The organism is Streptococcus sp. (assembly GCF_030528045.1).
GTDB lineage: Bacteria > Bacillota > Bacilli > Lactobacillales > Streptococcaceae > Streptococcus.
The window spans coordinates 1-12,741 of sequence record NZ_JAUMZR010000048.1 but is presented as its reverse complement, the minus strand read 5'-3'; the positions used below and the strand labels follow the sequence as shown (position 1 = coordinate 12,741).

The 12,741-nt window shown below is 42.1% G+C and carries 14 protein-coding genes; 12 read left to right on the top strand and 2 right to left on the bottom strand.

Going from position 1 to position 12,741, the window contains the following annotated elements; translation table 11 throughout:
* Positions 1–221 precede the first annotated feature (221 nt).
* Positions 222–416 (top strand): PspC domain-containing protein, encoded by a 195-nt coding sequence (locus Q4A91_RS08435; protein WP_000415528.1) that lies wholly within the window; start codon positions 222–224, stop codon positions 414–416.
* 131 nt (positions 417–547) lie between these two features.
* Here the strand turns inward: Q4A91_RS08435 and Q4A91_RS08430 are convergent, their stop codons facing one another.
* On the bottom strand, positions 548–1,150 hold the full coding sequence (locus Q4A91_RS08430) for a GNAT family N-acetyltransferase (RefSeq protein WP_303213386.1): 603 nt from the start codon (positions 1,148–1,150) through the stop codon (positions 548–550).
* Between the two features lie 61 nt (positions 1,151–1,211).
* Here Q4A91_RS08430 and Q4A91_RS08425 point away from each other — a divergent pair, with 61 nt between their 5' ends.
* Complete coding sequence (locus tag Q4A91_RS08425; protein ID WP_303213385.1) at positions 1,212–2,582, top strand: MATE family efflux transporter; 1,371 nt, start codon at positions 1,212–1,214, stop codon at positions 2,580–2,582.
* A gap of 96 nt (positions 2,583–2,678) precedes the next feature.
* Positions 2,679–3,395, top strand: coding sequence for a YebC/PmpR family DNA-binding transcriptional regulator (locus Q4A91_RS08420; RefSeq protein ID WP_303213384.1), 717 nt, complete (start codon positions 2,679–2,681; stop codon positions 3,393–3,395).
* Between the two features lie 52 nt (positions 3,396–3,447).
* Here Q4A91_RS08420 and Q4A91_RS08415 read toward each other — a convergent pair whose 3' ends face one another.
* Positions 3,448–4,152, bottom strand: a complete 705-nt coding sequence (locus Q4A91_RS08415) for a CD20-like domain-containing protein (protein WP_303213383.1) — start codon at positions 4,150–4,152, stop codon at positions 3,448–3,450.
* Positions 4,153–4,344: 192 nt separating this feature from the next.
* Here Q4A91_RS08415 and Q4A91_RS08410 point away from each other — a divergent pair, with 192 nt between their 5' ends.
* The 9 genes from Q4A91_RS08410 (at position 4,345) to Q4A91_RS08370 (ending at position 12,630) form a co-directional block, all read left to right on the top strand.
* Positions 4,345–4,806, top strand: a complete 462-nt coding sequence (locus Q4A91_RS08410; protein WP_000360526.1) for a MarR family winged helix-turn-helix transcriptional regulator — start codon at positions 4,345–4,347, stop codon at positions 4,804–4,806.
* The gene (locus Q4A91_RS08405) at positions 4,790–6,559 is read left to right on the top strand and encodes an ABC transporter ATP-binding protein (protein WP_303213381.1); all 1,770 of its coding nucleotides are present in this window, start codon (positions 4,790–4,792) and stop codon (positions 6,557–6,559) included. Before Q4A91_RS08410 ends, Q4A91_RS08405 begins: the two co-directional genes overlap by 17 nt.
* Positions 6,549–8,309 (top strand): ABC transporter ATP-binding protein, encoded by a 1,761-nt coding sequence (locus Q4A91_RS08400; RefSeq protein ID WP_303213380.1) that lies wholly within the window; start codon positions 6,549–6,551, stop codon positions 8,307–8,309. The genes Q4A91_RS08405 and Q4A91_RS08400 overlap by 11 nt, the downstream gene beginning before the upstream one ends.
* Before the next feature lie 94 nt (positions 8,310–8,403).
* Complete coding sequence (locus Q4A91_RS08395) at positions 8,404–8,907, top strand: phosphatase PAP2 family protein (protein WP_303213379.1); 504 nt, start codon at positions 8,404–8,406, stop codon at positions 8,905–8,907.
* 113 nt (positions 8,908–9,020) lie between these two features.
* On the top strand, positions 9,021–9,467 hold the full coding sequence (locus Q4A91_RS08390) for a LytTR family DNA-binding domain-containing protein (RefSeq protein WP_303213378.1): 447 nt from the start codon (positions 9,021–9,023) through the stop codon (positions 9,465–9,467).
* Positions 9,468–9,472: 5 nt separating this feature from the next.
* Complete coding sequence (locus Q4A91_RS08385) at positions 9,473–10,147, top strand: hypothetical protein (protein ID WP_303213376.1); 675 nt, start codon at positions 9,473–9,475, stop codon at positions 10,145–10,147.
* Positions 10,148–10,253: 106 nt separating this feature from the next.
* On the top strand, positions 10,254–10,442 hold the full coding sequence (gene rpmB, locus Q4A91_RS08380) for a 50S ribosomal protein L28 (RefSeq protein WP_001140948.1): 189 nt from the start codon (positions 10,254–10,256) through the stop codon (positions 10,440–10,442).
* Positions 10,443–10,594: 152 nt separating this feature from the next.
* Complete coding sequence (locus Q4A91_RS08375; RefSeq protein WP_303213277.1) at positions 10,595–10,960, top strand: Asp23/Gls24 family envelope stress response protein; 366 nt, start codon at positions 10,595–10,597, stop codon at positions 10,958–10,960.
* 2 nt (positions 10,961–10,962) lie between these two features.
* On the top strand, positions 10,963–12,630 hold the full coding sequence (locus Q4A91_RS08370) for a DAK2 domain-containing protein (protein ID WP_303213274.1): 1,668 nt from the start codon (positions 10,963–10,965) through the stop codon (positions 12,628–12,630).
* Positions 12,631–12,741: the final 111 nt, after the last annotated feature.

Here is a 12,741-nt window from a genome sequence, read left to right as displayed (position 1 = left end):
AAAGCTCCATAATTTCCATAGTGGTTTTTACCCACTACAGATATTATAGAGCCAATAAAAGCGGAGAAGTCCTTCTCTGCTTTTTATGTTCAATTATTAATTCTCCATAAGCTTCAAAAGCGTAATAAAAGAGTATTTAATCAAAAAAATTAAAAAAACTGTTGCAATTTTTTTAATTTGATGATTAAATCAAATCATTCTATAAAAAGGAGACTACTATAATGGAAAAACGCCTTGTTCGTAACGTACAAGACAAAAAGATTGCTGGTGTTTGTGCAGGTATCGGTGACTACTTTAACATGGACCACACACTTGTTCGTGCACTTTGGATCATCTTCACTCTACTTGGTGGTTCTGGAATCTTAGCTTATGCTGTTCTCTACTTCCTTCTTCCAGAAGGCAATGCAGAGGCTTAAGCCATAGAGAGAATAAAAGTTTATTCTGATCAGTTGAAAATAAAAAATGCATGTAATCGTAGATTACATGCATTTTTATATGTAGCTTCTATTGAAAAAGAGAGGTTCTTCACCAGAAGGATAAGTCTTGTTTAATGGTCACTAAAACGACGATACTTTATATGAAAGTCAAAATAATGTTCATTCTGTAACTTTTGGAAGATGTCGCGATAGGCTTCTTCGTCAAAATAGTCGCCACGGTAGAGAATTTCAAAACTCAAACCTTCGTACTCTAGAAAAGCGTTGGCTGTTTTGAAACCATTTTGGCGATAGAAATCCATGCGGGACTTTCTCTGCTCCAAGTTATCGCATTCTTCATCCAATCGCTCGACTTCCAATAACATGGTTCGCTGGTAAAAATCAGTCAGCTTTTCGATGATTTCTTTTCCATATCTGTGGCTTCTCAAGTGGGGCATGATGGCAAAAAAACTGATATAGAAGGCCTTGGGATTGGAGATGGCAAAAGCAAAGCCGACAAACTCTTCTTGGTTATAAAAAGCAAAAAAGTGGGCGTCTTCTCGGTCTTGATAGCGTAAAAACTCTGACAGAGGAACTCGTTCTTCCTCAGGGAATGCTTCCTTGTTTAGCTTTTCAACCTTATCCAGATCAGGAAATACATCGGTAATTAATTGACTGGTCAAACTCTTAAATGACCTCCTTTTCTTGATTATAGCAAATTGTCTCTCTGTAAGCAATTGATTTCAAACTTAGTGACAGAGTCTTGTCGCTCCTTTAGAAAGCTGATATAATAGCTTTATGAATAAGAAACGATCCGTGGACTTGATACATGGTCCTATTCTTCCTGCGCTGTTAAGCTTTGCCTTTCCAATCTTGCTGTCAAATATTTTCCAACAGCTCTATAATACTGCGGACGTCTTGATTGTTGGGCGTTTTCTTGGTCAAGATTCCTTGGCTGCAGTAGGGGCGACAACGGCCATTTTTGACTTGATTATAGGTTTTACCCTTGGTGTTGGCAATGGGATGGGGATTGTCATTGCCCGCTATTATGGGGCTCGGAATTTCACCAAAATCAAGGAAGCAGTAGCAGCAACTTGGATTTTAGGTGCTCTTTTGAGTATTGTGGTCATGCTGATGGGCTTTGTCGGTCTGTATCCTCTCTTGCAATACTTAGATACCCCTGCAGAAATCCTCCCCCAATCCTATCAATATATTTCTATGATTGTGACTTGTGTAGGCGTCAGCTTCGCTTATAATCTCTTTGCAGGTTTGTTGCGGTCTATTGGTGATAGTCTAGCAGCTCTTGGCTTTCTGATTTTCTCTGCCTTGGTTAATGTGGTTTTGGATCTCTATTTCATTACGCAACTGCATCTGGGAGTTCAATCTGCGGGGCTTGCTACCATTATCTCGCAAGGGTTGTCAGCGGTTCTCTGCTTTTATTATATCCGTAAGAGTGTTCCAGAACTGATTCCTCAACTCAAGCATTTTAAATGGAACAAGGCCTTGTACGCGGATCTTTTAGAGCAAGGTTTGGCCATGGGTCTGATGAGTTCGATTGTGTCCATTGGTAGCGTGATTTTACAGTCTTCTGTCAATACCTTTGGTGCTGTGATTATTAGCGCCCAAACGGCGGCTAGACGCATTATGGCCTTTGCTCTCCTTCCGATGACGGCTATTTCTTCTGCCATGACGACCTTTGCCTCTCAGAATCTTGGGGCCAAGCGACCAGACCGCATTGTTCAAGGTCTTGGTATTGGGAGTCGCCTGAGCATGTCCTGGGCAGGTTTTGTTTGTGTCTTCCTCTTTTTTGCCAGTCCAGCCTTGGTTTCCTTCTTGGCCAGTTCAACAGATACTTACTTGGTAGAAAATGGTAGTCTTTACCTGCAAATCAGTTCAGTCTTTTATCCGATTTTGAGCCTTTTGCTGATTTATCGGAATTGCTTGCAGGGATTGGGGCAGAAAGTCCTTCCTCTAGTTTCCAGCTTTATAGAACTAATTGGGAAAATCGTTTTTGTGGTTTTGATTATCCCTTGGGCAGGCTATAGGGGGGTTATCCTTTGTGAACCCCTTATCTGGGTTGCCATGACCACCCAACTGTACTTTTCACTTTTCCGCCATCCCCTGATAAAAGAAGGCAAGGCAATCTTGGCAGCCAAAGGACAATCCTAGCTGGATTTGCTGAATAAAATCCATTTCCTCTAGTGAAAATCGAAAAAACTTGTGTTATAATAAGAAAGATTAAAATGTGAAAAAAGGAGATTCCTAATGGGACGTAAATGGGCCAATATCGTAGCCAAGAAAACGGCTAAAGATGGAGCTAACTCTAAAGTATATGCAAAATTTGGTGTAGAAATCTATGTAGCAGCAAAAAAAGGTGATCCAGACCCAGAATCAAACACTGCTTTAAAATTCGTTATCGACCGTGCGAAACAAGCCCAAGTGCCAAAACACGTTATCGATAAAGCGATTGATAAAGCAAAAGGAAACACAGACGAAACCTTTACAGAAGGACGTTACGAAGGATTTGGACCAAATGGTTCTATGTTGATTGTGGATACCTTGACTTCAAACGTCAACCGTACCGCAGCTAATGTCCGTGCAGCTTTTGGTAAAAACGGCGGAAACATGGGTGCTTCAGGTTCGGTTTCATACCTCTTTGATAACAAGGGTGTGATCGTATTTGCAGGTGAGGACGCTGATGCGGTCTTTGAGCAATTGCTCGAAGCAGATGTGGATGTGGACGATGTAGAAGCAGAAGAAGGAACAATCACGGTTTATACAGCTCCAACAGACCTTCACAAGGCTATCGTTGCCCTTCGTGAGTCTGGCATCAAAGAATTCCAAGTGACTGAATTGGAAATGATTTCTCAGTCTGAAGTGGAATTGTCAGGCGAAGACCTTGAAACCTTTGAAAAACTTTACAGTGTTCTTGAGGACGACGAAGACGTACAAAAGATCTACACAAACGTAGATGGATTCTAATAGAAAAACGAACAGTTTTACTAGCTGTTCGTTTTTTTTTTGATATTTGAACTTAAACTCTGGTTTCAGAATCGTTTTGTTTCTTGCTTTTTTCTAGACCTAGACCGACTGCATGTTTTTGGACGAGCAAGAGCTGTCCATTGTCCTGTTTTGCAAAAGTTAAGGTAACAGTCTTGATCTTGTCTCCAATGGAGATATAGGTGATTTTTCTCGTATCGTACCCTCCGATAGTGGAATCATACTCGGAGTCTGGTAGTCCGTGTTTTTTGATAATATCCTTGTAGTTGGTACCACCTTTTCCTTTGTTGTCAAGGTCACCTTCGATTAAGGCGTCGAACTGTTCTTGGGTCCAGGTGAAGGTATCTTCTTCCTCCTCCTCTGGGATGGAATAGGTGCTATCATCTGTCAAGTCGCTCTCTTCTTCGCGTTCCATTGAGGAACTTGCCTCCCTATAGGAACGGTTAAACTCCCTGGCAAACTCTTTGTAGACATTAGCGTACAGTATCTGGGTAGTAAAGAAAAGTACAACAGAGGCAACTGCGAGGGATGTTCCGATAATGGCCATTGTTTTCCGTTTTTTGAGATTGACGATAAGGCCGATAATCCCCAAGATAAATGCGACGATGGCGATGAAAAACGATAGATAGTTAATAAATGGGATCCAGGATCCTAAAAGTGCGATGGCTCCAAAAATGGTTGCTAAGATTCCTAAAACTCTTTGTTCTTCTGGTTTCATTTGAACGTTTTCTCCCTTCATCGAGTGAATGGATTTCTATCCACAGTAGTTAGTGCTTATTATAGAAAAAATATTGCCTAATGTCAATTTAAACTAAAATAGTTCTCTTGGAAACTTTTTTCTTGACATCTTTTCTGAAAATGATAAAATAGTTCTGATGGGAACTTAAATAGTTCTTGTGAGAACTATATTTGTCGTAAGAAAGGAGCAATCATGGACAAGCCGATGTTAATGTTCAAACGTTTTGGACACCAGGTCCATCTGATGGTACAGAAAGAAGCCAAGCGATGTGGCATTGAATTTATGGGTGGACCACAAGGGCAGGTCCTGCGTTTTTTAGATCATTGTGAACAAAAAGAGGAACTGGTCTTGATTAAGGATATCGAACAGGAACTCAATATTACCAAATCTGTGGCGAGTAATCTAGTCAAGCGCATGGTACAAAATGGTTTGGTTGAGTTAGAGGCCAGTCCAAGTGATAAACGAGCAAAATTTGTTCGCCTGACGGAGAAATCGCGTTCGCAGATGCAAAAAGTTAAGGCATTTTTTGATCGGATCGATCAGAGTCTGCTAGAGGGGGTTTCAAAGTCAGACTTGGCAATCTTTGAAAAGGTACTCGGGCAATTGCAAGAAAATGTTGAGAAGATAGGAGGAGAGAATGAAGAAACTCGCTAAACGTATTACAGGAAAAGAGTGGGGAATGATTGTCCTTACGATTCTGTTCACTTGTTTCTCGGTCTATCTCGAGTTAGAGGTGCCGACCTACATTTCGCAAATTACAGAATTACTAGGAACGTCTGGAACGCAGTTGGGTGAACTCTGGTCACCAGCTGCGAAGATGATTGGTTTGTCTTTATTGGCTTTCTTTTCATCTGTTATGGTTGGTTTCTTTGCCGCTCGCGTTGCAGCATCCTATACAACCCATCTACGTAGAGACGTATTTCATCGTGTTTTAGATTTTTCACAGACAGAGATCAAACGTTTTTCAATCCCAAGTCTCTTGACTCGGACGACCAATGATATTACCCAGGTACAGATGCTCTTTACCATGGGCTTGCAAGTGGTTACTCGTGGGCCAATTATGGCTATCTGGGCCATTGGGAAAATCCTTGGAAAATCAGAATACTGGCTCTGGGCGGTCGTTGTGGCTGTTATTGTCAATGTCTTGATGACCACTGTTCTCATGACTCTGGCCTTTCCAAAACAATCTGTCATCCAAAAATTGACAGATAAACTCAATAGCATCACTCGTGAAAGCTTGACTGGGATTCGAGTTGTTCGTGCATACAATGCGGAAGATTACCAAGATAAGAAATTTGAAGCAGCCAACGATGAGGTAACACGTCTCAATCTCTTTGTCAATCGATTGATGGCGATTATGAACCCCATTATGATGGCAATTTCCAGTGGACTAAGTTTAGCTATTTACTGGATTGGCGCCTATATCATCAACGACGCAAGTTTGACAGAACGACTGCCACTCTTTAGTGATATGGTGGTCTTCATGTCCTATGCTATGCAGGTCGTAATGGGATTCCTTCTCATGGGAGCACTCTTTATCGTTCTTCCTCGTACCTTGGTTTCGGCAGGACGTATCAATCAAGTATTGGATCTGCATTCTTCTATTGAAAATCCTAGTCATGCACAGACAGCGGATCCTTCAGTTCAAGGACAAGTGGAATTCCGTGATGTGACTTTCCGCTACTCTAAAAACTCAGAAGCAGTCGTGGAACATGTCACTTTCAAAGCAGAAGCGGGTCAAACCGTGGCTTTCATCGGATCGACTGGTTCTGGTAAGTCTACGCTAGTCAACCTCTTGCCACGTTTTTACGATGTTTCAGATGGAGAAATCCTAGTGGATGGTGTCAATGTGCAAGATTATGACTTGGAAGATTTGCGCAATAAGGTCGGCTATATTCCACAAAAAGCTGTACTCTTTTCTGGAGATGTCAAGGAGAACTTGGACTTTGGTAAGAGTCAAGAAACTCCTCTAAGTGAGACTGCTATGTGGCAAGCTCTTGAATTGGCCCAGTCTAGAAGCTTCATCGAGGACAAGGAAGCAGGTCTTGCATCAGAAGTGGCCCAAGGCGGAACCAACTTCTCAGGAGGTCAAAGACAGCGTCTGGCCATTGCGCGTGCCTTGGCTCGTAAACCAGAGATTCTCATCTTTGATGATTCCTTCTCAGCCCTGGACTACAAGACAGATCGTGTCCTACGCCAAGAGCTAGCCGAGAAAACAAAATCCATGACCAAGCTCATCGTAGCGCAACGGATTTCTACCATTATGGATGCCGACCTGATCTTAGTTTTGGATCAAGGTAAAGTCGTGGGACAAGGCACCCACAAGGAACTTCTTGCAACCAACGAAGTCTACCAAGAAATTGCCTACTCACAACTATCGAAGGAGGAATTGGAACATGGAAAATAAAAAAGTTTTGGTCTGGAAACAGTGCAAACCTTATATGGCAGGCCTCCAACTCCCTCTCCTAATAGCAGTTGTGGCTGCAGTCATTTCAAGTATCATTACCGTTTATGGTCCAACTAAGATTAAAGAAATTACTAACTTGATTTCAGATGGCTTGGCTACAGAAATCGACTTGGTAGCTGTGTCAAACATTGCTGGATTTTTGGTTGTTCTGTATGTATTTGGAGTTATCCTTAATTATACACAGGCCTATATCTTTTCAACGAGCATTCAGCATTTTTCAAAACGCTTGCGAACAGCAATCGCTGAAAAAATCAATCGTTTGCCACTTGGCTATTTTGACCGTCATTCACAAGGAGATACCCTTTCGCGCGTGACCAATGATGTGGATACAGCAGCGCAATCTCTCAACCAAAGTCTAGGGACAGTTCTTTCAGCTAGTTTCTTGTTGATTGCTGTCTTGGTGACCATGTTTGGGATGAACTGGATTTTGGCATTGGTAACCGTGGTATCAACCCTTGTTGGTTTTGCGGCGGTTTCCGTAATCATGGCCAAGTCACAGGGTTATTTTAAAGCCCAACAAAATAATCTAGCAGCCGTCAATGGTTATGTGGAAGAGATGTACTCTGGCCATAATGTAGTGACCAGCTACAACGCAGTGGACACCTCCAAAGCGAGATTTGCAGGGTTAAACCAAGACTTGCATGACAGTATCTGGAAATCTCAGTTTATCTCTGGTATCATGATGCCAGCCATGTTCTTTGTTGGGAACTTTAGTTATGTCTTAGTCATCATCGTTGGGGCCGCGCTGGCGTTAGAAGGGCATATCACTATAGGGATTATTGTAGCCTTTATGGTTTACGTACGGACCTTCTCTCAACCTCTGTCACAGATTGCCCAAGGGATTACGAGCTTGCAACAAGCGAGTGCAGCCATGACTCGTGTATTAGAATTTCTAGCTGAAGCTGAGATGCAGGATGAATCTCATAAGGAAAGACAATTGAACAACATGAAAGGGGAAGTAGTCTTTGATCATGTGTCCTTTGGCTATACACCAGAGCGCACCGTTATCCATGACTTTTCTGCGACAGCTCATGCAGGTCAAAAGGTCGCAATCGTTGGACCGACTGGAGCTGGTAAGACAACCATTGTCAATCTTTTGATGAAGTTCTATGAGATAGATAAGGGAAGTATCCGCATCGATGGCGTGGATACTAAGGACATGAAACGCTCAGAAGTACACGATGCCTTTTCAATGGTCTTGCAGGACACTTGGCTCTTTGAGGGAACGATTCGAGAGAACCTGATCTATAATCAGACAGACATCAGTGATGAACGAATGATGGAAGCCAGCAAGGCTGTGGGAATCCACCACTTTATCATGACCTTGCCAGATGGCTACGATACTATTTTGGACGACACTGTGACCTTGTCTGTTGGGCAAAAACAACTCTTGACCATTGCTCGTGCACTTCTTAAGGATGCACCACTCTTGATTTTGGATGAAGCGACATCTTCAGTCGACACACGTACAGAGGAGTTGATTCAAAAAGCCATGGACCGTTTGATGGAGGGTCGAACTTCCTTTGTCATCGCCCACCGCTTGTCAACTATTCGTAATGCCGATTTGATTCTTGTCATGAAAGATGGCAATATCATTGAACAAGGCAACCATGAGGAGTTGATGGCGCAAAGTGGCTTCTACGCTGACTTGTACAATAGTCAATTTACAGAAGACGAAGCAGAAGAATAAATCAAAAGAAGGCTTGACGGCCTTCTTTTTCTACACTATACTAGAAGACAAACGTCTCACCTGTAGGCAAAAAAGTAATGAATGAGAAGCATAAATGAAAAATTATCAAGAATGGTATCGAAATATCAGCTCCAAACTCACCAGCCATCCCACCCTTCTATTTCTGTTACGCAGTTTTAATCGCTTGATGACAGTCGCCATGCCCTTGGTCTACCTGATCTTGCTAGTCACCACTTACCTGCAACTAGGACTTGATCAGCAAGTTGGGGTTTATGTGCTTATTCCTGCATCAGGTTTTGTGATTTTGTCTCTTTTTCGTAAGAAAATCAACCACCCACGCCCCTACGAAACTTGGGATATCTGTCCCCTGCTTGAAAAAGATAGCTCGGGACAGTCGATGCCCAGTCGCCATGTTTTTTCGGCAACTATCATCTCCATGGCCTGTCTGCATGTTAGTCTACCTGTTGGCTTAGCATGCTTGCTCTTCTCAGCTTTGCTGGGCTTGGTGAGGGTTTTAGGGGGTGTTCATTATCCCAAGGATGTCTTGGTTGGCTATGCTTGTGGTCTGGTGTGGGGATTCCTTTTCTTCCTATTCTGACATGTAAGTTAAGCTAGTCCTACAACCACTTACTGCTTCAAATTGACCACTTGCTTTTTTGCCCTTGTATTCCTAACTTAGCTTTGATATAGTAAAGTCAGAAAGGAGATGTGATGAAGTTACGAATTGAGATTGACGGCAATTTAGAGGAGACTGAAATTGTCATCAAGACACCCACTTTGACAGATGAAATTGCAGATTTGCAACGACTCTTGCAAGAGTCAAAGGCTCCGAGGTTGACTTTTTACAAGGGGACAGGTGAATATTATCTAGATCTGTCAGAAATTCTCTTCTTTGAAACAGAAGGGAGCAAGATTTATGCTCATAACCAGAAGAAAGCTTATGAAGTTCGTCTCAAACTTTATGAGTTGGAGTCCATCTTACCTCGCTATTTTAGTCGAGTGTCCAAGTCAACGGTCGCAAACATCCGTCAGATTTACTCAGTGGACAAGTCCTTTTCGGGAACGGGCACCATTTCCTTTTATCAGACGCACAAGGAGGTTCATGTCTCACGGCATTACCAATCCCTCCTAAAAGAAAATCTAAGAAACATGAGGTAAAAAACATGAAAAAGAAAGCATTTGGTATTGTTTTATTGGTTTTAGCAGCTTGGATCTTGCTGCAAGGGAATTTTGGAATTCCTTCTTTGGATGGCAAGATATGGCCTTTACTAGGTATTGTTTTTTTTGCTTATAAGTCCATTGAGTCCATCCTTAGACGCCATCTCACTTCGGCAGTTTATACAGGGTCACTAGCGCTCATCATTGCAAATTACGCTTATGACTTGTTACCAGTTACCAATCATTCTCTCATCTGGGCTAGTATCTTAGCAGTTCTAGGTGTCGGTTATCTTACTCACTCAAGTAAGTTCTGGAATGAAAAAAAATGGTGGTACAATGGGAAAAAAACAGTCGTCACGGATAAGGAAGTCGCTTTTGGTAGCGGGACCTTCTATAAGCAAGATCAAGATCTCGTAGATGACCAAGTGGAAGTCGCTTTTGGGGATGCTAAAATCTACTATGATAATGCAGAGATGCTAGGTGATTTTGCAACTTTAAATATTGAAGTGGCCTTCGGAAATGCAACCGTCTATGTTCCACAACACTGGCGTGTCGATCTGAAAGTAGAAACCTCCTTTGGTGCAGCTAAGGCAGATGCTCCTGTAGCGCCAACAAACAAAACCTTGATTATTCGTGGGGAAGTTGCTTTTGGTAAACTTGGAGTTGTTTACGTTAAATAAAAAAAGTCTCCTAATTTCCTTGCCAAAATAGAGAAAGTGTGATAACATAGTATGGTATGTGGTGCTAGCACATCCGCTATATTAGATCTAATAGGAGGAAAACACAATGGCTAAAGTATGTTACTTTACAGGTCGTAAGACTGTATCAGGAAACAACCGTTCACACGCGATGAACCAAACAAAACGTGCCGTAAAACCAAACCTTCAAAAAGTTACTGTTCTTATCGATGGTAAACCTAAAAAAGTTTGGGCTTCAGCTCGTGCTTTGAAATCAGGTAAAGTTGAACGCGTTTAATAAAAATGAAAAGACCGCTTAGGTCTTTTTCTTTTGCTCTAAGGATAAAATCATTTGAAAAATAGAGTAAATATCCGCCGATACAGCATTCTGCTTTTACACTTGGGCTGAAATATGATAAAATAGAGTATCAACTAGTTGAGGTAAAAAAAATGACTGTAAAAATTAATACAAAAGATGGTCAAATCGAACTGACAGATGAAGTGATTGCAACCGTAGTAGGTGGTGCCGCAACTGAGATTTTTGGAGTGGTCGGTATGGCTAGTAAAAATGCCTTCAAAGACAATTTCCAAGCCCTCCTTGGTAAGGAAAATTATTCTAAGGGTGTTGTCGTGAAGGCAGTCGAAGATGGTAGCATCGCAGTTGATGTTTATACCGTGTTGAGCTACGGAATAAAGATAAGCGAAGTGTCAAAAAACATTCAAGAGCGTGTTCGTTTTAGTTTAGAAAATCAACTAGGAATTACTGCTCAGACTGTGAATGTCTACATTCAAAATATCAAAGTTGTAGGAGAATAATCGTGTCAAAAATTACTACCAGTTTATTCCAAGAGATGGTGCAAGCTGCATCAACTCGTTTGAATAAGCAAGCAGAATATGTCAATTCATTGAACGTCTTTCCAGTTCCAGATGGGGATACTGGGACAAACATGGGAATGACCATCGAAAATGGTGCCAAAGAAGTAGCAGACAAGCCTGCTTCTACAGTTGGAGAAGTAGCGAGCATTCTTGCTAAAGGGCTCTTGATGGGTGCGCGTGGAAACTCAGGAGTTATCACTTCTCAACTCTTCCGTGGCTTCTCTCAGGCTATCAAAGAAAAAGATGAATTAACAGGTCAAGACTTGGCTCTTGCCTTCCAATCCGGTGTCGAAGTAGCTTATAAAGCAGTTATGAAAGCAGTTGAAGGAACTATTTTGACTGTTTCTCGTGGAGCGGCTATTGGGGCTAAGAAAAAAGCCGAGGAGACAGATGATGCTGTTGAGGTCATGCGTGCAGCCTTGGAAGGTGCAAAAGCAGCTTTGGCTAAGACGCCAGAAATGCTTCCAGTCCTTAAGGAAGTTGGTGTGGTAGACTCAGGTGGTCAAGGTTTGGTCTTCATCTACGAAGGATTCCTATCTGCCCTTACTGGTGAATACAGTGCGTCTGAGGACTTTGTAGCGACTCCTGCCAACATGAGTGAAATGATCAATGCAGAGCACCACAAGTCTGTAGCAGGGCATGTGGCAACTGAGGATATTACCTTCGGTTACTGTACGGAGATCATGGTAGCCCTCAAACAAGGTCCAACTTATTCTAAGGACTTTGACTACGATGAATTCCGTAACTACTTGAATGACTTAGGCGACTCACTGCTTGTTGTCAACGATGATGAGATCGTCAAAGTTCACGTCCATACAGAAGATCCAGGTCTTGTCATGCAAGAAGGTCTCAAATATGGTAGCTTGATCAAGGTAAAAGTGGACAACATGCGTAACCAACACGAAGCGCAAGTTGAAAAAGAAGCAACTCAAGGAAACAAGCCTGCTGAAACAAAAGAGTATGCCCTTATCGCAGTAGTAGCTGGTCAAGGTTTAGCAGATATCTTCCGTGCCCAAGGTGTGGATTATGTTATCGAAGGCGGGCAGACGATGAACCCTTCAACAGAAGACTTTATCAAGGCTGTTGAACAGGTCAATGCTCGCAACATTATCTTCTTGCCAAACAACAAAAATATCTTTATGGCAGCTCAATCTGCGGCTGAAGTGCTTGAACAACCAGCTGTTGTAGTAGAAGCACGTACAATTCCTCAAGGGTTGACGATCCTTCTTGCCTTTGATCCAAGCAAATCAATCGAAGAAAACAAAGAGCGCATGACTGCGGCCCTTGGTGATGTCGTAAGCGGTAGTGTAACAACAGCCGTTCGTGATACAACTATCGATGGATTAGCAATTCATGAAAATGATAATCTTGGTATGGTCGATGGGAAAATCCTCGTGTCAAATCCTGACATGCACCAAACCTTGACAGAAACTTTAAAACATATGTTGGACGAAGATAGTGAAATCGTGACTTTCTATGTCGGTGAAGACGGAAGCGAAGAACTTGCCAATGAAATTGCCCAAGAAATCGCAGAAGAATTTGAAGATGTTGAAGTAGAGATTCACCAAGGTCAACAACCTGTATATCCATATCTTTTCAGTGTGGAATAATGGTAAAAATTGAATGAAAACAACAGAAGGAAGCTGGTTTTTCAGCTTCCTTTTTCGGCTCTATGTCAACTGTAGTGGGTGACCTATAACTAAGCACGAGAGGAGACGAAC